Source organism: Novosphingobium resinovorum (assembly GCF_001742225.1).
In the GTDB taxonomy this organism is placed as follows: Bacteria; Pseudomonadota; Alphaproteobacteria; order Sphingomonadales; family Sphingomonadaceae; genus Novosphingobium; species Novosphingobium resinovorum_A.
Genome location: NZ_CP017075.1, coordinates 279091 through 299069 on the forward strand (window position 1 = coordinate 279091; position 19979 = coordinate 299069).

The 19979-nt window shown below is 64.3% G+C and carries 24 protein-coding genes and 1 tRNA gene; 19 read left to right on the forward strand and 6 right to left on the reverse strand.

Features of this window, described 5'->3' with window-relative positions; all coding sequences use genetic code 11:
* Positions 1-173: 173 nt before the first annotated feature.
* The gene (locus BES08_RS01165; protein WP_008829169.1) at positions 174-446 is read left to right on the forward strand and encodes an HU family DNA-binding protein; all 273 of its coding nucleotides are present in this window, start codon (positions 174-176) and stop codon (positions 444-446) included.
* A 225-nt stretch (positions 447-671) separates the two neighbouring features.
* On the opposite strand, the gene BES08_RS01170 is transcribed toward BES08_RS01165, so the two are convergent.
* Positions 672-1511: a TrmH family RNA methyltransferase gene (locus BES08_RS01170; RefSeq protein WP_069707470.1), complete on the reverse strand. Its 840-nt coding sequence runs from the start codon at positions 1509-1511 to the stop codon at positions 672-674.
* A 188-nt stretch (positions 1512-1699) separates the two neighbouring features.
* On the opposite strand from BES08_RS01170, the gene BES08_RS01175 reads away from it, so the two are divergent.
* The 3 genes from BES08_RS01175 (at position 1700) to BES08_RS01185 (ending at position 3603) form a co-directional block, all read left to right on the forward strand.
* A tRNA-Tyr gene (locus BES08_RS01175) sits at positions 1700-1785 on the forward strand.
* A gap of 214 nt (positions 1786-1999) precedes the next feature.
* Positions 2000-2749, forward strand: a complete 750-nt coding sequence (locus BES08_RS01180) for a phosphatidylserine decarboxylase (RefSeq protein ID WP_069707471.1) — start codon at positions 2000-2002, stop codon at positions 2747-2749.
* Positions 2750-2826: 77 nt separating this feature from the next.
* Positions 2827-3603 carry a CDP-alcohol phosphatidyltransferase family protein gene (locus BES08_RS01185; protein WP_081798894.1) on the forward strand — a complete coding sequence of 259 codons (777 nt, stop codon included), beginning with the start codon at positions 2827-2829 and terminating at the stop codon, positions 3601-3603.
* Here the strand turns inward: BES08_RS01185 and BES08_RS32605 are convergent.
* The 3 genes from BES08_RS32605 to BES08_RS01195 form a co-directional block, all read right to left on the reverse strand.
* Positions 3527-3790 carry a hypothetical protein gene (locus BES08_RS32605; protein ID WP_155986139.1) on the reverse strand — a complete coding sequence of 88 codons (264 nt, stop codon included), beginning with the start codon at positions 3788-3790 and terminating at the stop codon, positions 3527-3529. The two genes, BES08_RS01185 and BES08_RS32605, sit on opposite strands and share 77 nt — an antisense overlap.
* A gap of 169 nt (positions 3791-3959) precedes the next feature.
* The gene (locus tag BES08_RS01190) at positions 3960-4229 is read right to left on the reverse strand and encodes a hypothetical protein (RefSeq protein ID WP_069707472.1); all 270 of its coding nucleotides are present in this window, start codon (positions 4227-4229) and stop codon (positions 3960-3962) included.
* Positions 4230-4319: 90 nt separating this feature from the next.
* On the reverse strand, positions 4320-4622 hold the full coding sequence (locus tag BES08_RS01195) for a hypothetical protein (protein WP_156799749.1): 303 nt from the start codon (positions 4620-4622) through the stop codon (positions 4320-4322).
* A gap of 18 nt (positions 4623-4640) precedes the next feature.
* Here BES08_RS01195 and rpsB point away from each other — a divergent pair, with 18 nt between their 5' ends.
* The 3 genes from rpsB (at position 4641) to BES08_RS01210 (ending at position 7149) form a co-directional block, all read left to right on the forward strand.
* Positions 4641-5399 (forward strand): 30S ribosomal protein S2, encoded by a 759-nt coding sequence (gene rpsB / locus BES08_RS01200; protein ID WP_036522542.1) that lies wholly within the window; start codon positions 4641-4643, stop codon positions 5397-5399.
* A 120-nt stretch (positions 5400-5519) separates the two neighbouring features.
* Positions 5520-6443, forward strand: a complete 924-nt coding sequence (gene tsf / locus BES08_RS01205; protein ID WP_036522544.1) for a translation elongation factor Ts — start codon at positions 5520-5522, stop codon at positions 6441-6443.
* A gap of 166 nt (positions 6444-6609) precedes the next feature.
* Positions 6610-7149, forward strand: a complete 540-nt coding sequence (locus BES08_RS01210) for a carboxymuconolactone decarboxylase family protein (RefSeq protein WP_069707474.1) — start codon at positions 6610-6612, stop codon at positions 7147-7149.
* A 193-nt stretch (positions 7150-7342) separates the two neighbouring features.
* On the opposite strand, the gene BES08_RS01215 is transcribed toward BES08_RS01210, so the two are convergent.
* A complete protein-coding gene (locus tag BES08_RS01215; RefSeq protein WP_231958123.1) occupies positions 7343-7951 on the reverse strand; it encodes an NAD(P)-dependent oxidoreductase in 609 nt (202 codons plus the stop codon).
* 54 nt (positions 7952-8005) lie between these two features.
* Here BES08_RS01215 and BES08_RS01220 point away from each other — a divergent pair, with 54 nt between their 5' ends.
* The 12 genes from BES08_RS01220 (at position 8006) to BES08_RS01275 (ending at position 19100) form a co-directional block, all read left to right on the forward strand.
* Complete coding sequence (locus BES08_RS01220) at positions 8006-8437, forward strand: winged helix-turn-helix transcriptional regulator (RefSeq protein ID WP_069707476.1); 432 nt, start codon at positions 8006-8008, stop codon at positions 8435-8437.
* 101 nt (positions 8438-8538) lie between these two features.
* Positions 8539-9258, forward strand: coding sequence for a UMP kinase (gene pyrH, locus BES08_RS01225; RefSeq protein ID WP_008831813.1), 720 nt, complete (start codon positions 8539-8541; stop codon positions 9256-9258).
* A 3-nt stretch (positions 9259-9261) separates the two neighbouring features.
* A complete protein-coding gene (gene frr, locus BES08_RS01230) occupies positions 9262-9819 on the forward strand; it encodes a ribosome recycling factor (protein ID WP_008831814.1) in 558 nt (185 codons plus the stop codon).
* 31 nt (positions 9820-9850) lie between these two features.
* Positions 9851-10540: a polyprenyl diphosphate synthase gene (gene uppS / locus BES08_RS01235; protein WP_069707477.1), complete on the forward strand. Its 690-nt coding sequence runs from the start codon at positions 9851-9853 to the stop codon at positions 10538-10540.
* Complete coding sequence (locus BES08_RS01240) at positions 10527-11300, forward strand: phosphatidate cytidylyltransferase (protein WP_069707478.1); 774 nt, start codon at positions 10527-10529, stop codon at positions 11298-11300. Before uppS ends, BES08_RS01240 begins: the two co-directional genes overlap by 14 nt.
* Entirely contained in the window at positions 11297-12460 is a 1164-nt protein-coding gene (locus BES08_RS01245) for a 1-deoxy-D-xylulose-5-phosphate reductoisomerase (protein ID WP_197524413.1), read from the forward strand. The genes BES08_RS01240 and BES08_RS01245 overlap by 4 nt, the downstream gene beginning before the upstream one ends.
* A 13-nt stretch (positions 12461-12473) precedes the next feature.
* Positions 12474-13853 (forward strand): RIP metalloprotease RseP, encoded by a 1380-nt coding sequence (gene rseP / locus BES08_RS01250; RefSeq protein WP_069707479.1) that lies wholly within the window; start codon positions 12474-12476, stop codon positions 13851-13853.
* A 174-nt stretch (positions 13854-14027) separates the two neighbouring features.
* Positions 14028-16676, forward strand: coding sequence for an outer membrane protein assembly factor BamA (gene bamA / locus BES08_RS01255; RefSeq protein ID WP_197524445.1), 2649 nt, complete (start codon positions 14028-14030; stop codon positions 16674-16676).
* Positions 16676-17392 carry an OmpH family outer membrane protein gene (locus BES08_RS01260; protein WP_036522553.1) on the forward strand — a complete coding sequence of 239 codons (717 nt, stop codon included), beginning with the start codon at positions 16676-16678 and terminating at the stop codon, positions 17390-17392. Before bamA ends, BES08_RS01260 begins: the two co-directional genes overlap by 1 nt.
* Positions 17393-17407: 15 nt before the next feature.
* Positions 17408-17860 carry a 3-hydroxyacyl-ACP dehydratase FabZ gene (fabZ, locus tag BES08_RS01265; protein ID WP_069707480.1) on the forward strand — a complete coding sequence of 151 codons (453 nt, stop codon included), beginning with the start codon at positions 17408-17410 and terminating at the stop codon, positions 17858-17860.
* Between the two features lie 222 nt (positions 17861-18082).
* Positions 18083-18310, forward strand: a complete 228-nt coding sequence (gene rpmE / locus BES08_RS01270; protein WP_008830262.1) for a 50S ribosomal protein L31 — start codon at positions 18083-18085, stop codon at positions 18308-18310.
* Between the two features lie 220 nt (positions 18311-18530).
* Positions 18531-19100, forward strand: a complete 570-nt coding sequence (locus BES08_RS01275) for a superoxide dismutase family protein (RefSeq protein WP_069707481.1) — start codon at positions 18531-18533, stop codon at positions 19098-19100.
* Positions 19101-19242: 142 nt separating this feature from the next.
* On the opposite strand, the gene BES08_RS01280 is transcribed toward BES08_RS01275, so the two are convergent.
* The gene (locus BES08_RS01280) at positions 19243-19875 is read right to left on the reverse strand and encodes a prolyl hydroxylase family protein (RefSeq protein ID WP_069707482.1); all 633 of its coding nucleotides are present in this window, start codon (positions 19873-19875) and stop codon (positions 19243-19245) included.
* Between the last annotated feature and the right edge of the window lie 104 nt (positions 19876-19979).

Genomic DNA, 19979 nt, shown 5'->3' on the forward strand with positions numbered 1-19979 from the left:
GCGCCGCACAACGCTTTGTCTCTGAGAAAACGGCGGAAAAACGCGATTAACTGCGAGTTTTGGCTCTATTTGGGCCTTGCCACCCGCAGGAAAAACGGCTCAATTCCGTCCCTCTCGAGGCGAGTAGAATTTCTCAACCATCCGCTCCACTGAAAGGTAAGGGGGTTCCCATAATGAACAAGAACGATCTCATCAGCGCAGTCGCCGATTCCAGCGGACTGACCCGCAGCGACGCCACCAAGGCTGTCGAGTCCGTGTTCGACGCGGTCACCGGTGCGCTGAAGAAGGGCGACGAAGTGCGTCTCGTCGGCTTCGGCACCTTCTCGGTGGCCAAGCGCAAGGCATCGACCGGCCGTAACCCCCGCACCGGCGAGCCCATGGAAATCAAGGCTTCGGCTCAGCCGAAGTTCAAGGCCGGCAAGGGCCTGAAGGACGCCGTCAACTAAGACGGACGGCAGCCTGCAACGCCTCGCAGGTTGACCAGAATAAGCGCCGCGCCGGTCCGTCAGGGCCGGCGCGGCGTTTGTCGTTTGGGCTTGGGTGCAAGCCTCTATAGGAGTACCCAAAGTGTACTTAACTGCACCTAGCGGTGAGCTAAGGCGCCCGGACACTCGGTTACAGTGCGTACGGCCCCTTCATATGATGGGGCCATACGCAACTGGTCGGGTTCCCTATTCCGTCTCGCGGGTCGCCGCTGCGTAAAGCGCGATGGCGGCGGCGTTGCTGACGTTCAGGCTCTCCATGGCCTCGCTGATCGGCAGCTTCGCGATCGCGTCGCAGTGCTGGGTGATGTTGTGGCGCATTCCGTCCCCCTCAGCACCGAGCACGAGTGCGACCGGGCCGGTGGGGAGGGCTTCACCAAGAGTGGATTCGGCTGCGCCGTCGAGACCGATGCGCCAGTAACCGGCTTCGGCGATTTCTTCGAGCGCGCGAGCGAGATTCACCACGCGGATCCAGGGCAGGACTTCGAGCGCGCCCGATGCGGACTTTGCCAGCGTGCCCGATTCGGGCGGTGCGTGGCGGTCCTGCGTGACGATGCAGCAGGCGTCGAAGGCAGCGGCCGAGCGCATGATCGCGCCGACGTTGTGCGGATCGGTCACCTGGTCGAGCACCACGACCGGGCGGGCCGGGTCGCCGTCGAGCACATCGGCAAGGAACATGTCGTCGAGGGGCGCGCATTCCAGGACGAGACCCTGATGCGGCGCGTCCTTGGCGACGAGGCGGGCGAGGTCGGCGGCCTGCGCCCATTCCACCGGGAAGTCGCTGGGCAGTTCGCCGTCGAGCGATTCGACGCCTTCGCGAGTCGCCCAAAGCTTGCGATGGCTGCGGTCCGGATTCTTGAGCGCGGCCTCGACGGCGTGCCGGCCCCATAGGCGCACCATGCCCGTGGAGGCACGACCGCTGCCGCGGCCGTTCTTCATCCGGCCTGCGCGGCCGCGCAGCGCCTTGCCCCGGCGGGCTTCGCCTTCGTCTCCGCCCTGGGGGCCGACGTGTCCGCCACGCTTGGTCATCTGTAGTCCTTTCGAAAAATCTAAGCGTAAATGCAAAAATCTTGCCCCCTCTGACAGGGAGGGCATTGACAGGCAAGGCTCGCTTCGGCAAAGGCGCGGCTCCTCGGCAACGGGGCACCTTCGGGGGCCCCGACCAACGCCGGATTTCCCAGGTTTTCCTTGGATTTCCAGCCGCCAGCAACTGGTGTGGACAGGTGGCCGAGTGGTTAAAGGCAGCAGACTGTAAATCTGCCCGTGCAAGCGTACGCTGGTTCGAATCCAGCCCTGTCCACCACCAGCTGACCCGGCGAATGAGCGCCGGTCCCGTTCAGGGTTTTCACATAGAAAAATAGATGTCTCTCGGTGCGAGGCTTCGTTCCCGTCTGGCTGCGGTCTACGAAAGATCGTGGTTCGCGGCGAGCGGGTTCTACCCGCGCTTTCCCGTGGACAGGGAACAACGGGCGCGTGGTGGCATTGCGGTACACGTGCACACTGGCTAGACGAGAACGATGCCCGGAAACATTCTAGATAATCAAGGTCGCGGCGAAGCGTCGTGGCAATGGCCCGCCATTCACAAGGAAGGTCGCAAGTTCGGCGCCATCGCGGGCGTCGTCGCTGCGATTGTCTGGATACTGTGGGGGCCGTGGTTCGGCTGGCCGCTGGTGGTCCTGACGGTCTGCGTGCTGGCGTTCTTCCGTGATCCGATCCGCGTCACGCCGCAGGACGAACGCGCCATCGTCGCGCCTGCCGACGGCCTTGTCACGCTGATCGGCAAAGTCTCGCCGCCGCGCGAACTCACCATGGATGACGGAAGCGGCAATGCGCCGATGCCGACCGATCTGGTCACCCGCATCTCGATCTTCATGTCGGTGTTCGACGTTCACATCAATCGCTCGCCGATCAGCGGAACGATCAAGCGGGTGATCTACATTCCCGGCAAGTTCGTGAATGCCGATCTCGACAAGGCGAGCGAAGAGAACGAGCGCCAGCACATCCTCGTCGAACGCGGCGATGGCCTGCGCATCTGCTTCACGCAGATTGCCGGACTGGTTGCGCGTCGCATTGTGCCGTTCGTGAAGCCGGGCGACATCATCGCTTCCGGCCAGCGCATCGGCCTCATCCGATTCGGCAGCCGCGTGGACGTCTACCTGCCGGTTGGCGTTGAGCCGAAAGTCCTCATGGGTCAGAAGATCGTTGCGGGTGAAACTGTGCTTGCGGAACTCGGCAGCGCGCCGCTGATCGAGGGCATTGCCCAGTGATCGACGATCGGCCGGGCAGCGATCTGGACGAAGCTCCCGGCGACGCACCGCGCCGGCGTCTGGCTCCCGGCCTTTCGATGCGTGCAGTGGTGCCCAATGCTATCACTGCGGCGGCGCTCTGCTCCGGTCTGACCGGCATTCGTTTCGCCATTGCCGGGGATTACGAAAAGGCTGTGCAGGCAGTCATTCTCGCCGGTCTGCTCGACGGCATCGACGGGCGCGCCGCGCGATTGCTCAAGGCGCAGACGCGCTTCGGGGCCGAACTCGACAGCCTTGCCGATTCGATTTCCTTCGGCGTCGCACCGGCGCTGATCGTCTATTTGTGGACGCTGCATCAGCTTCCCAGCATGGGCTGGATCGCCTCGCTGGCCTTTGCGATCTGCTGTGTCCTGCGGCTCGCGCGCTTCAATGCGCGGCTCGACATGCTCGACCAGCCGCACAAGGATGCCGGGTTCCTGACCGGCGTTCCCGCGCCGCTCGGCGCCGGGCTCACGTTCCTGCCGCTCTATCTGTGGGTAGCGAGCGGGCGCATGCCGGAGTTCGCCAACCCGATTATCGTGAGCGGGTGGATGGTGCTGGTGGCCTTCCTGATGATTTCGAGCATTCCGACGCTCGCCTGGTCGCGGATGCGTCCGCCGCCGCATCTGCGACTTGGCGTCCTTGCACTGGTTGGCCTGACGATGGCAGCCCTGCTGATCGAGCCTTGGTTCACGCTTGCGGTCGTGACCATCGTATATCTGCTGTTGATCCCGGTCGGCCTTGTCACTTACGCCAAGGTCAGGCGGCAAGGTCCATCGATGCCGTACCCGGCCACTCCAGTCGCGCCGCAGTACGACGGATCGGCCGCTTCCTGAGCGCGCCGAGCGCGGGCAGTTGCACGCGTTCGATCACCTTCCACGTCACAACCATCGTCCCGGGGCACGCAGCGAGCTGTTCCCGGAAGGTCAGAGCCTGCGGCGCATAGCGGCTGATCGTCACCAGGATCGAGAATGCCGAAGCCATCGCGGCGAAGGCAAAGAGACAGGCGGCGAATGCAGTCATGACCGTTCCTTTCGAATCTTCGCCCGCTCCCCTCGCCTGAAGTCGGTAGAGGGCTGTGGACAGCTTGTGGAAAAAGAGAATCTGTTCTAACAATGTTCCGATGGCGGTTAGTTCTCTTTTTGTTCCATCCGAGTCAAGCGCTTTTTGAAATCCCCGTCGCGATGCCCTTTCACACTGCGTGATTGCGATGCGGATAGTGGTGCAGACGGTGTGTGACGGGCTTGGGGTGCAGCTGGCGCCGGGGGCGGCGGAGCGACCGGACCTTTCCGTCCGTCCGGGTCTGCAGCGTCTTTGCATGGATCGGCGGCGGTGCCGCGCTGTCGCAAAGCGCCGCGTGCATCGCGCGGACGGCGGGTAGGGCGGTGGTCAGGCTTTTCCAGATCGTGAGCGCGGCCGCTGCGGCAGCGAGCGAGAACAGGATGGATGCAATGATAGTCATGTGCGAGCGACCTCCTTGTATCCGGTTTCGCCCCACCCCGTCCTTTTGACGCCTCCTTTGGCGCGAAACCTGTGCAATTTGAGATGTTTGCTACGTTAGCCAATTTATCACCAGCTTTGCCTTGAGAAAACCGTCAGGCGCGGCGAGTTCCTGTTCAAGTCCTTGAATCGCGTGCGAATCGGCCATTTTGACGGTGAACTGACAAACGTTTGCGGCGAATTGGGGCTGGATTTTGATGGCGAAGGCGTCTAAGCGCGCCGCGTTCGTTAAGAGATTGCCCGGATCGTCCGGTGCGACTCGAAGCGGGCAATCCACATGGAAGGCGCACATACCGGTGCTGTTGCGGCCAGAGTCGAAAGACTTCCGCGCGGTTCCTGCCTTCCAGAGGTTCAACCGGAAAGGAATTCTACTATGGCGGCACCTGTCGTCACCATGTCGCAGCTCATCGAAGCCGGCGCGCACTTTGGTCACCAGACCCACCGCTGGAACCCGCGCATGAAGCCGTACATCTTCGGCGCGCGCAATGGCATCCACATCATCGACCTGTCGCAGACCGTGCCGCTCTTCGCGCGCGCTCTGGAATTCGTGCAGTCGACCGTCCAGGCCGGTGGCAAGGTCCTCTTCGTCGGCACCAAGCGCCAGGCGCAGGAGCCGATCGCTCAGGCAGCCCGCGCTTGCGGCCAGCACTACGTCAACCACCGCTGGCTGGGCGGCATGCTCACCAACTGGAAGACCATCTCGGGTTCGATCAAGCGCTTCAAGGCTCTTGAAGAGCAGCTGGCTGGCGACACCGCCGGTTTGACCAAGAAGGAAGTCCTTCAGCTGACCCGCGAGCGTGACAAGCTCGAGCTGTCGCTCGGCGGTATCCGCGACATGGGCGGCATCCCGGACGTGATGTTCGTGATCGACGCCAACAAGGAAGAGCTGGCGATCAAGGAAGCCAACGTCCTCGGCATCCCGGTCGTCGCCGTGCTCGACACCAACGTCAACCCGAACGGCATCGCGTTCCCGATCCCGGGTAACGACGACGCCAGCCGCGCCGTGCGCCTGTACTGCGAAGCGATCGCCCAGGCCGCGACCAAGGGTGGCCGCGCCGCCGTGGTCGACAGCGGTGCCGACATCGGTTCGTTCGACGAGCCGGTCGCCGAAGAGGCTGTTGTCGAGGCGTAATAGCCCGGCACGACGACACTTTCGTCACGGAATTGTCGCGCGCCGGGTCCATGTGGCCCGGCGCGCACCTGTTTCAAGGAACCTTGCACGGTTCCCCACTCAATCAAGAGGAATTGAGCGATGGCTTACACCGCCGCTGACGTGAAGACCCTGCGCGAGCGCTCGGGCGCCGGCATGATGGACTGCAAGAAGGCTCTCGACGAGACGAACGGCGACATCGAAGCCGCGATCGACGCGCTGCGCGCCAAGGGCCTCGCCGCCGTTGCCAAGAAGTCCAGCCGCACTGCCGCTGAAGGCCTGGTCGGCATCGCCGTGACCGGCACCAAGGGCGTTGCCGTCGAAGTCAACTCGGAGACGGACTTCGTCGCCAAGAACGACCAGTTCCAGGACTTCGTGCGCAAGACCACCGAAGCAGCGCTCGGCGTTGCCGGTGACGACGTCGAAGCACTCAAGGCATCGGCCTACCCGGGCGGCGGCACCGTGACCGACGCCCTGACCAACAATGTCGCGACCATCGGTGAGAACCAGCAGGTTCGCCGCATGAAGACCGTCGAAGTCTCGGCCGGTCTCGTCGTTCCCTACATGCACAACGCCGCTGCGCCGAACCTCGGCAAGATCGGCGTGCTCGTAGCTCTGGAATCGGAAGCGCCTGCTGCCGTTCTCGAAGGTCTCGGCAAGCAGATCGCGATGCACATCGCCGCTGCCTTCCCGCTGGCCCTGAACGCCGAAGACCTCGACGCCGAGCTGATCGAGCGCGAGCGCAAGATCGCCCAGGAAAAGGCCGCCGAATCGGGCAAGCCCGAAGCCGTGCAGGCGAAGATGGTCGACGGCGCGATCGCCAAATACGCCAAGGAAAACGCGCTGCTTTCGCAGGTCTTCGTCATGGACAACAAGACCCCGATCCAGCAGGTCGTCGACCAGGCCGGCAAGGAAGCTGGCGCGAAGATCGTCCTCAAGGACTACGTGCGCTTCCAGCTGGGCGAAGGCATCGAGAAGGAAGTCACCGACTTCGCAGCTGAAGTGGCCGCAGCGGTCGCCGGCTGATCTCAAGCCTTCTTCGCTGAAGAAACGTGCGGGCCGCAGGAGCATATGCTTCTGCGGCCCGTCTCGTTTGCGGCTCCATAAAAAACATGCACGATTGACTTATTAAAGGGTCGGCGTAGCCTCCCGCATTGACCCGGCCAGATCCGGGCGCAACCGGAGAGGCCCCATGCGCGTAGAACTCGCTCCCCAGCCGCAGAATCCGATTCCGGATCTTTCGGTCCAGTATTCGCCCGAAATCGTCCGGGCTTCAGGCGCCTTCGCGATGGCGCCCTACCAGTATTCCAAACTGCCCCTGCGGCTGTTCGAGGCATGCCGCATCGCCACCGCCGTCATCAACGGCTGCACCGTCTGCATGAACTGGCGCGCCCAGCGGGACTTGCGGATTCTCGGCTACGATGGCGGCGTGATCGAGCAGGGCAATGCGCCTGACGAGGCTATGTACCAGGCCGTGCTCGGCGGTGACCTCGCCAGCCTGACCGAGAAGGAGCGTCTTGCCGTGCGGTACTCGCAGAAGATGGGCACCGATCCGCGCGGGCTGGCCGAGGACGACGCGTTCTGGGCACAGCTCAAGAGTGTGATGACCGACGCCGAGATCGTCGATCTGACCCATTGCACTGCTGCGTGGATGGCGATGGGCAGGGTCGCGCATGTGCTGGGTGTCGATGGGGTTTGCTCGATCGGCGGGCCTTTGGCGGAAGCAGCCTAAGGAGGGGAAGGCAGGGGTTTACCATCCCTGCACCCCGTATACCGTCGCGGTCTGGTGCGCGGCTTCGTCATGCGATGACGCTGCGCCGGGAGACTTTTAAAGCCTGCGCCGCCGCGTTGGGCTGAGGCGGCTGCGCGCGGGGCGACGACAGTTCCGGGGTCTGGGGCGATGGCCCCAGAACTTCCCTTTTATCTTAATATGCTGCCGTAAATCGTTCCCTGGAATGCTTGTGCGCTTCCAGTTCATCGACCATCGCAATTGCGTAGTCGGCGAAGCTGATCTTGCTCTCGCCTGCATCGTCGGTGACCAGTTCGTCACCGCCCGAGCGGTAGCTGCCCGTGCGCGGGCCTTCGAAGATCAGCGCGGCGGGGGAGAAGAACGTCCAGTCCACGTCGTCCACCTGCCTCAGGGCGTTGAGGAAGGTGATCCCGCCCATCGCGAAGGTCTTCCATTCCTCGGGAAAGTCCGGTGTGTCGATCAGGCGCTTGCCCGGAGTGACTTCCAGGCTGGCCGCGCCTCCGGTCACCAGCAGCCGGGGCACGCTGGCCTCGCGGATTGCCGAGAGCAAGGTTTCGGCGGGGACGTCGAAGTGCAGGGCGCTGATGACGGCGTCGCTTCCGGCGATGAAGGCGGCGAGAGATGCAGGGTCCGAGGCATCGCCCGTCGCTGCCGTGATCCGCTCGCCGGTCGCGATCTTTTCCGGGTTGCGTGCGATGGCGAGGACTTCGTGGCCGCGAACGGCGGCTTCCTTCGTGATTTCCGATCCGGCGCGGCCGCTGGCACCGAGGACTGCGATCTTCATTTCCATTCTCCACCAGGTATCCAATGGTGACCAGATGTGATATCGTCAATTCCCATGCAAGAAGGCACTTTCACCGCACCGGGTTACCTTGAGGGAACCGCCTGCCTCGCGCCCAACGTCTATGCGGCGGATTGTCCGACGCGGCAGTTGCTCGATCGTATCGCAGACAAGTGGAGCGTATTGATCCTGACGACGCTTGGGGTCGGCGACATGCGTTTCAATGGGCTCAAGCGGCATATCGACGGCATTTCGCAGAAGATGCTCAGCCAGACCCTGCGCTCGCTGGAGCGCGACGGGCTGGTGCGCCGCGATGTGGTGCCGACGGTGCCGGTTTCGGTCAGTTATGCGGTAACGCCGCTGGGGCGGGAACTGCTTGATGCGCTGCAGGCGATGATCGACTGGGCGGAGAGGCGGATGGGATCGGTGGCCTCGGCGCAAGTTGCTTACGATCGGCGTGAGGAAGAGCTGTCCGTAATGGCGCGCTGAACCGGGTTCATCCACAGTCCAAGCCCCTTGGCAATTCGCGCTTGCCCTCCTAAAGCCGGGGCCGTTCCAGTATTTCCGGCCCCCACAGGAGACCCAGCGGCATGTCATCCCCCTACAAGCGCGTCCTGCTCAAACTTTCGGGCGAAGTGCTGATGGGGAGCCAGCAGTTCGGAATCGATCCCGATTTCGTCGCGGAACTTGCCAAGGAAGTGAAGGCGGCCAAGGAAACCGGGCTCGAGATCTGCCTTGTCATCGGCGGCGGCAATATCTTCCGCGGCATGGCGGGCGCCGCGCGCGGCATGGACCGGGCGCAGGCCGACTACATGGGCATGCTGGCCACCGTGATGAACGCGCTGGCGATGCAGAACGCGCTGGAACAGATCGGCGTGGAAACGCGCGTGCAGAGCGCCGTGCAGATGGACCAGGTCTGCGAGCCGGTGATCCGCCGCCGGGCCGAGCGCCACCTTGAGAAGGGGCGCGTGGTGATCTTCGCTGCCGGTGTCGGCGCGCCGTACTTCACCACTGATTCCGGCGCCGCCCTGCGCGCCGCCGAGATGCGCTGCGATGCTCTTCTGAAGGGCACCAGCGTCGATGGCGTCTACGACAGCGATCCCAAGCGCAACCCCGACGCCAAGCGGTACGATTCCGTCGATTACGACACCGTCCTCGCCGACAACCTGCAGGTGATGGACGCCTCCGCCGTGGCCCTGTGCCGCGACAACAGCATTCCGATCGTCGTGTTCTCGATCCGCGAGCAGGGCAACCTGGCCACCGTCCTTGCGGGTGGCGGCACCAAGACGATCGTTCAGAAAGGAGCCTGAACCATGGCAAAGTACGACAAGGCGGACCTCGAGCGCCGCATGAAGGGCGCGATCGACGCGCTCAAGCACGACCTCTCGGGCCTGCGCACCGGCCGCGCGAACACCGCGCTGCTGGAGCCGATCACCGTGACCGTCTATGGCAGCGCGATGCCGATCACGTCGGTTGCGACGATCTCCGCGCCCGAGCCGCGCATGCTTTCGGTGCAGGTGTGGGACAAGACCAATATCGGTCCGGTCGAGAAGGCGATCCGTTCGGCGGGTTTGGGCCTGAACCCGATCAACGACGGCAACACCCTGCGCCTGCCGATCCCCGATCTGACCGAAGAGCGCCGCAAGGAACTGGCCAAGCTCGCCAGCTCCTATGCCGAGAAGGCGCGCGTCGCCGTGCGTAACGTGCGCCGCGACGGCATCGAGAACCTGAAGGCCGACGAGAAGAAGAAGGAAATCTCGGAAGACGACCGCAAGCGCGGCGAAACCGAAGTCCAGAAGCTGACCGACGAGATGGTCAAGGCCCTCGACGAGGTCTTCGCGGCCAAGGAAAAGGAAATCCTCGGCAAGTGAGCCTGTTGCGCTTCGCCGAGAAGGGAGCCTGATGGCCAAGGACGAATCTTTGCGCGCCCGTCATGTCGCCATCATCATGGACGGCAACGGGCGCTGGGCGAAGAAGCGCCTGCTTCCGCGCGCCGTGGGCCACCAGCGCGGCGTGGAGGCGGTGCGCCGCGTCGTACGCGGCGCGCGCGAGATGGGGCTGGAGGCACTGACCCTGTACGCCTTCTCGACCGAGAACTGGCGGCGGCCCGAGGACGAGATTTCGGACCTGATGAGCCTGATGAAGCGCTTCATCCTTTCCGACCTCGACGAATTCGCGGCGGCCGGCGTGCGCCTCAAGATCGTCGGCGATTACAAGGCGTTCAAGCCTGAACTGGTCGAACTGGTTGAAGGTGCGATGGCCAAGACCGCGCACAATACCGAGACGACGCTGGCGGTGGCGCTGAACTACGGCTCGCAGGACGAGATCGCCCGCGCGGCGACCAGGGCTGCGGCGAAGGGGCCGATCACGCCCGAGACGATCGCGGCTGAACTCGATACGGCGGACCTGCCGCCGCTCGACCTGCTGATCCGCACGTCCGGCGAGGTACGGCTGTCGAACTTCCTGCTGTGGCAGGCGGCTTACGCCGAAATGCTGTTCACCGACGTGCTCTGGCCGGATTTCACCGCCGATCACTTGCGCGATGCGCTCAGCGCCTTCACCACTCGCGAGCGTCGCTATGGCGGGCGCTGAGCCTCCGGCGAAAGGCACCTCCGATCTCAAGGTGCGCACGCTCTCGGCCATCGTCATGGTGGCGGTCGCCGGGACTGCCTTGTGGCTGGGCGGAGCGGTGTGGATCGCCTTCGTCTGCGCGGTGTCGGTCGGTGTGCTGTGGGAATGGATTCGGCTTGCCCGCCGCATCGTGCCGGGGCCGGGGGTGCGCGCGGCGTGGAACTTCGCCGGGATGCTCTATGTCGGCATCGGCGCGGCCATGCTGTTGTTCCTGCATAACGACGCCTTCACCCTCGCGCCGATCCTGACCCTGCTGGGGACGGTGATCGCGGTGGACGTGGGCGCCTATTTCACCGGCCGCACCTTGCGCGGGCCGAAGATTGCGCCGTCGGTCAGTCCGTCCAAGACATGGTCGGGCCTGATGGGCGCGGCGCTGGGCGCGACGCTCGCGCTCTTCACCGCCGCGCAGCTTTGGCAGGAAGGCGCGATCCGTCTTACGCCCGATGTCTCGGCGGCGAACGCGGTGTCGTGCTTCGGTACGCAGCCCTGCTGGTATGCGACAGCGGGCGCGGTTCCGCTCTTTGCGACCTGCCTTGCGGCCGGACTGCTGGTGGCGGTCTGTGCGCAGGCGGGCGATTTTTTCGAAAGCTGGATGAAGCGCCGCGCGGGGTTCAAGGACTCGGGCAACCTCATTCCGGGGCACGGCGGTTTCTTCGACCGGGTTGACGGATTGCTGGCGGTGCTGTTCCTGCTGGCGATGGCTATCGTGGTGTTGGCATGACCGGTTCTTTGCGCTCCCTGACGGTGCTTGGCGCGACCGGCTCGATCGGCGCCTCGACGCTCGACCTGATCCGCCGCAATCGCGACGAGTGGCGCGTGGTGGCGCTGACTGCGCATTCCAATGCGGCCGAACTGGCGAAGCTGGCGCGGGAATTCGGAGCCGAGGTCGCCGTCGTCGCCGATGAGGTGCACTTGCCTGCTCTGCGGGAGGCGCTTGCGGGTTCCGGGATCGAAGTTGCAGGCGGCCCCGCCGCGCTGATCGAGGCGGCTGCGCGCGGCGCCGACGTCACCGTCGCGGCGATCGTCGGCTGTGCCGGCCTTGCGCCGACGATGGCGGCGATCGAGCAGGGCGGGATCATCGCCCTCGCCAACAAGGAGGCGCTGGTTTCCGCGGGCGAGGTGATGATGGCCGCAGTCGCGCGGCATGGCGCCACGCTGCTGCCCATCGATTCCGAGCACAACGCGATCTTCCAGTGCCTCACCGGCAACGACCATGCCCATGTGCGCTGGATCACCCTGACGGCCAGCGGCGGCCCGTTCCGGGACTGGTCGTGGGAGCGCCTCAGCGCCGCCACCCCGGCCGAGGCGGTGCGCCATCCCAACTGGGACATGGGCGCGAAGATCAGCGTCGATTCGGCGACGATGTTCAACAAGGGCCTCGAACTGATCGAAGCCTACCACCTGTTCCCCGTCGGCCTCGACAAGTTGCGGATCATCGTCCACCCGCAGTCGGTGGTCCATTCGATGGTCGAGTACCGGGACGGCTCGACCCTGGCGCAGCTTGGCCCCTCGGACATGCGCGTGCCGATCGCCTCGGCGCTGGCCTGGCCCGCGCGCATGGACACGCCCTGCGCCCCGCTCGACCTTGCCGAGATCGGCGAACTGACTTTTCGCAAGCCCGACGAAGTGCGCTTTCCCGCCACGCGCCTCGCGCGCGAGGCGGCGCAGGCGGGCGGGGCGATCCCCGCCGTGCTCAACGCCGCGAACGAAATCGCGGTTGCTGCGTTCCTTGGCGGTCAGATTTCGTTCACGCGTATCTCTGCACAAGTGGAAGACGTGCTAGGCTCGTATGCGCCGCCGCCACCCGGCAGCCTCTCCGACGTCCTCGACGTGGATACGGAGGCCCGGGCGAGGGCGCGTGTACTCGTGACCAGCACCTGAAGAGAGGCATAGCTTGACCGGTTCACCAGGAATTCTGACGACGATCTTCGCCTTCCTCCTGGTGCTGGGGCCACTGGTCCTGATCCATGAGCTGGGGCACTATCTCGTCGGCCGCCTGTTCGGCGTGAAGGCGGACGCTTTTTCCATCGGTTTCGGCAAGGAACTCGCGGGCTGGACTGACAAGCGCGGCACCCGCTGGAAGCTCTCGGCGCTGCCTCTCGGCGGCTACGTCCAGTTCGCGGGCGACATGAACCCGACGAGCGCGCCGAAGCCCGACGACGTAGGCCTTTCCCCGCGTGAGCGGGCGCAGACCTTCCATTCCAAGCCGCTGTGGCAGCGCGCGCTGATCGTCTTTGCCGGGCCGCTGACCAACCTGCTGCTGTGCGTCGCGATCTTCGCCGGGTTCTTCTCGATCTACGGCCGCGTCGTAAACGATGCGGAGATCAGCGGCTTTACCGCCAACTCGCCCGCGCAGGCTGCGGGTATGCGCGTCGGCGACCGCATCGTCGCGATCGACGGTGACAAGGTTGACGGAGCGACCGACGTGCCGGGCCGCGTCGCGTACTTCCCCGGCAAGACGCTGCCGATCGCGGTGGAGCGGGCAGGGCGCACGCTTGTCCTTCCGGTGAAGCTGGCGACGCAGGAGTTCAGCGACCAGTTCGGTAACAAGGCGAAGATCGGCGATATCGGCGTGCGGATGATGCCGCCCGTCGTCGGCGGCTTCTATGGCGATTCGCCGGCCGAGGACGCCGGGCTCAAGGTGGGCGACCGCATCGTCGCGGTGAACGGCGCCGCAATCACCAGCTTCGAGGACATCCCCGAACTCATCCGCCCGCAGGCGGGGCGCAGCGTCGATCTCTCGGTGCGGCGTGACGGTGAAGTCCGCACTTTCCAGGTCAAGGTGACCGAAGGCTCGATCCCTGACGCACAGGGCAAGCCGCAGAAGGTCGGTCAGATCGGCGTACGCGCAGGCCGCTTCGAGCAGGTCGGCCCGGTCGATGCCGTCGCCCTCGGATTCCAGCAGAGCTTCCGCGCCATGGGCAACATGGTGACCGGCATAACCCAGATCTTCACGGGCGACCGCTCTGTCCGCGAACTGGGTGGTCCGATCAAGATCGCGCAGTATTCCGGGCAGACTTTCACGCTGGGCTGGGAAGCCTTCGTGGAGTTCGCCGCCCTGATCTCGATTAACTTGGCATTCATCAACCTCCTGCCAATTCCTGGCCTCGACGGCGGACATCTGGCTTTCTACGCGGCTGAACTGGTCCGGCGCAGACCCCTGGGTGCACGCAGTCAGGAATGGGCGATAAAGACAGGTGTGGCGCTGGTGCTGGCGCTGATGGTCTTCGTCACGGTCAATGACCTGGCCTCTCTCCCTATTTTCGGGGGATAGCCTGGAGGGATTCACGAGCGATCACAATGTTGCCGGGTTTTGTCTGCTTGATTGGACCGGCTCCATCGGGCAGATGGCTGCGATTGCCTGCGGGTCTGGGTGCGCTCCCGCCGGTGGTCTGTTTTTCATCGCGAAAGCGAATACGGGATTTTGCGTAGAATGATCGGACGGGAAATGGTTCGCGGCACTGGAGCGCGCAGCGCCCGAGGCCTCTGGGGCTCGCAAGTTGCAGCAGTGCTCCTCGGGACCACCATTCTCGCGGGGATGCCCATGGAGGCTTCCGCGCAAGCTGCAAAGGCCGGCAAGCGTGCGCCGGTTCCTGCCGCTCCCGCCGCTCCGGCCCCGGCCGTGGTAGCGCCGGTCGAGGAAGGCCAGCCGATCCAGACCATCGTGGTGAAGGGCGCCGAGCGTCTGGAGGCGCAGACGGTCCTGTCCTACATCAAGATGCGCGTCGGCCAGAACTACACCAAGGTTTCCGCCGACGCCGCGCTGAAGGACCTCTACGGCACCGAACTGTTCAAGGACGCGCAGGTTGCGTTCGACAATGGCGTGGTGACGATCACGGTTCAGGAGAACCCGGTCGTCAACCGCATCATCCTTGAAGGCAACAAGCGCATCAAGGACGACAAGATCCTTCCCGAGATCAAGGTCGCGCCGCGCCAGATCTTCACCCGTTCCAAGATTCGCGCCGACGTCGCCCGCATCATCGAGCTGTACAAGCGCCAAGGGCGCTACGCCGCGACCGTCGAGCCGAAGATGGTCTCGCTCGACCAGAACCGCGTCGACATCGTCTTCGAGATCACCGAGGGCGACAAGTCCAAGGTCCGCCAGATCAACATCATCGGCAACGAGCACTTCTCGGCCGGCGAACTGCGCGGCCAGATGGTGACCAAGCAGGCGCGCTTCACCCGTCTGTTCAGCTCGGGCACCAGCTACGACCCCGATCGCATGGCCTTCGACCAGCAGAAGCTGCGCCAGTTCTATCTGACGCAGGGCTATGCCGACTTCCGCGTCGTCTCGGCGGTGGCCGAACTGACGCCGGACAAGAAGGACTTCATCATCACGTACGTGGTGGAGGAAGGGAAGCGCTACAAGTTCGGCGACGTGAAGGTCGAAAGCCAACTGCGCGACTTCGACGGCGAGAAGATGGCGTCGCGCCTGCCGATGCACAAGGGCGACTGGTACAACGCCAAGCAGGTCGAGGACACGATCGACAGTCTGAACGAGACTGCCGGTGCCTTCGGCTACGCCTTTGCCGACGTCCGCCCGCAGTACGATCGGGACAAGGAAAACCTCACCATGGGGCTGACCTTCGTGATCCAGGAGGCGCCGCGCGTCTATGTCGAGAAGATCGACATCAACGGCAACACGCTGACCCAGGACAAGGTCGTGCGCCGCGAGTTCCGCCTCGCGGAAGGCGACGCGTTCAATTCGCTGCAGGTCAAGCGTTCGACCAATCGCATCAAGTCGCTCGGCTACTTCCAGGAGAAGTTCGAGGTCGAGCAGAAGCCCGGCAGCGCCGACGACCGCATCCTGCTGGAAGCCAACGTCGAGGAGAAGCCGACCGGCGAACTCCAGCTTTCGGCAGGTTTCTCCAGCCTTGAGAGCTTCATCTTCCAGGCATCGATCCGCCAGCGCAACTTCCGCGGTCGTGGCCAGACGGTGGGCTTGTCGGGCAGCATCTCGCGCTATTCGAAGAGCGTCGAGGCGAGCTTCGTCGAGCCTTACCTGTTTGACAAGAACGTGTCGCTCGGCGTCAATATCTACCGCCGCGACTACAACAGCTTCAACTACTATAACACCAATCGTAACACCACGTACTCGCAGTCGACTACCGGCTTCAATGTCCGTGCGGGTGTGCCGCTGACCGAGTATCTGACTGCGGTGGGCAGCTATACGCTCAACTACGATGACGTTAGCCTCGGCAGTGAATATTACGACGCGAACGGCCAGTGCAGTCCGCTAATCGCCGGGCGTTACTTGTGTGACGCGATCGGGAAGCGCCTTAGTTCGATTGTTGGCGCCTCTCTGATCTACGATACGCTCGACAATCGCGTCCGTCCGACGCGTGGCACGACCGCTTCGGTGAATGTCGATTTCGCAGGGCTTGGCGGCGACGTTAAGTATGCCCGTGTTCGCGGCAATGCGTCGAAGTTCTTCAACATGGGCCACGGCTTCATCTTCTCGCTCTCGGCGGAAGGTGGCGTGATCAAGGGTCTGTCCGGGCAGGACATCCGCCTGACCGACCGCTTCTACCTCGGTCAACCGCAGTTCCGCGGCTTCGCCATCCGCGGCGTCGGCCCGCGCGTGCTGCGCAAGCAGTTGAACACGGACGGCAGCGTTACGACCGACCGCAGCAACTGGACCGACGACGCGCTGGGCGGCAACTATTACTACATGGGCCGTGCGGAGATGGAAATTCCGCTCGGTTCCGGTGCTCGCGAAATGGGCCTCCGTCCTTCCATCTTTGCCGACGTGGGCGCGGTTTGGAGCGTCAAGAGGCCGACGCTCACGCAGTGCGATCCGGGCTGTATCCCGACGTATTATCCCAACAATACCGATGGCACTGCGAACACCAGCGGCACGCCGGTCACGTCTTCGACTGACTCGAGTGGTCGCACGCAGACCGCCACCGGCAGCTATGCCTATAACTTCGTCGAGGAATTCGTCGGCGATACCTGGAAGCCGCGTGTCGCCATCGGCATCGGCGTGAACTGGAACTCGCCTTTCGGTCCGTTCCGCATCGACTTCTCGCGCGTTCTGCTCAAGCAGTACGGCGACGATCCCAAGGCATTCAACTTCAACGTGGGAACCCAGTTCTGATGATTACCAAGAACAAGACCATCGCGCTGGCTGCCGGCCTCGCGTTCGCCGCCGTCTCGGCGCAGCCCGCGCTGGCTGCCAAGCCCGCTCCGGCCGCCGCCGCCCCCGCAACCGGCGGTACTATCGTGCAGGGCCTCGGCGTTGCCAGCTTCGATGCGGTGATCGCCAACTCGAACGCGTTCAAGACCGCCGAGACGCAGCGCCAGACCACATTCAAGGCGCAGTTCGACCAGGCGCAGACCCGTCAGAACGCGCTCAACGCCCAGATCAAGCCGCTGATCGACAAGTTCAACGCCGACCGTCAGGGCGGCAAGGTGACTCAGGCCGCGCTTGAGCAGCAGGCCGGTTCGATCCAGCAGATCCAGGAGAACGGCAAGGCCGAACTCCAGCGCATCCTGCAGCCGGTCGGCCTGTCGCAGGCTTACGTCAACGAGCAGATCGAAGACAAGCTGAACGATGCGGTCAAGGCAGCGATGACCAAGAAGGGCGTGTCGATCCTGATCTCGCCCGACGCGATCCTCGCGGTCAACGGCGGCGCCTACAACCTCAACCAGGACATCCTGAACGAGCTGAACACGTCGATCCCCTCGGCGCAGCTGGTTCCGCCCGCCGGTTGGGAACCGCGCCAGGTTCGTGAACAGCGTGCGCAGCAGGCTGCCGCGCAGGGCCAGGCTCCGGCCGGCGCCGCGCCGGCGACGCAGCCCTCGGGCCGCTGATCGGACGTCACGGGCATGAGCGATAAGGCCGAAGTCGTGTACGACACCGCGAAGATCCTGGCGGCGCTTCCGCACCGCTACCCGATGCTGCTCGTCGACCGCGTGGTCTCGATCTCCGAGGAGGAGATCGAGGCGGTCAAGGCGGTGAGCTTCAACGAGGACTTCTTCCAGGGGCACTTCCCCGGCCGACCGATCATGCCCGGCGTCCTCCAGATCGAGGCGCTGGCGCAGGCTGCGGGCATCCTCGCGATCGAGACCCTCGGCCTCGCCGGGACCGGCAAGCTGGTGTATTTCATGGCGATCGAGGACGCGAAGTTCCGCGCCCCCGTGACCCCGGGGCACCTGCTGACACTGCGCACCGGCTTCGTCCAGAAGCGTTCGCGCGTGTGCAAGTTCTGGGGCAAGGCCTCCATCGACGACAAGGTGACCTGCGAGGTCAACTTCACGGCGATGATCGCAGACGCCTGAGGCTGCTGCCCACCCCGTCCGGCTAGGCAGCAAGCTGCCAAGGCTTCCGGCCCTCCCGCAAGCGGGAGGGCTGTGTTGGCGGGGACCTCTCATTCCCCTGCCGCTCGCGGGAGGGGCAGGGTTGGGCTTCTTCGCCCTTGCATTCAGGCCCGCTTCGCTGTAAGCGCGCCGCTTTCCAAGCCAGGCCGGTCGGAACCGGCCACATGCGAAAGAGATAGACCCATGAAGGCCGATACGCATCCCGACTACCACACCATCACGGTACAGATGACCGACGGCAGCACCTTCCAGACCCGCTCGACCTGGGGCAAGGAAGGCGACACGCTGGTTCTGGACATCGACCCGACCTCGCACCCGGCATGGACCGGCGGCAAGGCCCAGCTTCAGGACGGTGGCCGCGTGGCCCAGTTCAACAAGCGTTTCGGCGGTCTCACGCTCAAGAAGAACTGATTGGGCGGGGCTTCAGGCTCCGAACATCAGCTTCACGAAGAAGGCGGTCCCTGGGGCCGCCTTTTTTGTTGTCCGCATAGCGTGCAAAATTTCATTGCCAGTTGCGATTGCCTTTCATGTGCAGGGCTTTAGGGTCGTGAATGTCCACGCGGGGCGGGGGAACGTCCATGCGTGCGGCTGCGTTTCGCAGCCATCCAGCCCGAAAGACCGGAGATACGATATGAAGCGATCCTCCCGCATCCTCGCCGCCTCGGCGGTCCTGCTCTCGCTCGCCGGCGCTGCCGGTGCGGCTGATGACCATACCGGCCATTCCGCAACGACGGCGGCCGCCGCGCCGATGATCCACGCCGATCTGATTGGGCTGGACGGCAAGACCATCGGCATGGTCATGCTGCAGGAGACCCCGGCAGGCGTCCTCGTCAGCGCCGAGGCCAAGGGCATTCCGGCGGGTGAGCACGGCTTCCACTTCCACCAGAAGGGCGTGTGCGACACCGCGACCAAGTTCGACAGTTCGGGCGGCCACTTCACCGGCGGCGATCACCAGCACGGCTATATGGTCGCTACGGGGCCGCATGGCGGTGACATGCCGAATCAGAATGTCGGCGCGGACGGCCTGCTCAAGACGCAGGTGCTGAATTCCGGCGTGACGCTCTCGCCGGGGCCGAAGTCGCTGCTCGACGCGGACGGTTCGGCGCTGGTGATCCACGCAGGCGTGGACGACTACACCAGCCAGCCTTCGGGTAATGCCGGCGGGCGCATCGCTTGCGCGGTGATCGCTGCGGCCAAGTAAGCCGGGCTGCCAGCCGTCCCGGGCTCATTCCGGGGCGGCTGCTGATGGCTTTTGCCGATGGGGCTTCGACAAGCTCAGCCTGAGCGGAATAGAGAGAACTTCTCAAATCCGCTCAGGCTGAGCTTGTCGAAGCCCCATCGGTTCACCCCCAGGGCCGCTCGCGATACCATTGCGTGATGACGTACTTGCGGCCCTTGCGCACCTTCATCGCGTGATGAAGCGTCGCCGCGTTACAGCTGCCGTCAGCGCGGCGGTTGTTCCAGCCGATGAGCTTGCCGGTCTCGGGCTGGATCATCTTGTCGATGACCTTGAAGCGAGTCGCGCCTCCGGCCTCGACGTCGTTCAGGTAGATCATGAAGGTCCAGGTCCGCTGGCCGGGAACCTTGCAGTATTTCTCGAAATCGGCGCTGTCGGGCTCGAAATAATCGGTGTGCGCCTTGAACTCCTGCCCGACTTCATAGCGCTGTCCCTGCAGCGGTTCCGCATAGGCAAGGTCGATGCCGGAAAGGCGGGAGAGCGCCTGCGCCAGTTCGTCGACCACCGGATAGTTGCGTGACAAGTCGCAGGTCGAACTGGTGCGGAACGCATCGTCTCCGTTGTAGTCGGCGATCGTCGAGGGGCGGTTGTTGGTCTCGATCAGGTCGATCAACTGCGCGCAGCGCTCGGCGCTAAGGAACTCGCGCAGGATGAACAGGTCGAGCCGGGACGAGGGAAAGCGCTGAACGCCGGGGTGGGATAGCAGTCTTGCAGCCGATGATTCGCCGGGTTCGTCCATGCGCCGACCTTAGCCACGGGCAGGGCGCAGGAAAATCGCGGGCGAGGCGACGGGCAGGTAAATTTCGCCTCTCCGCATTTTTGCTTTGCAAGAATCCGCGCGCT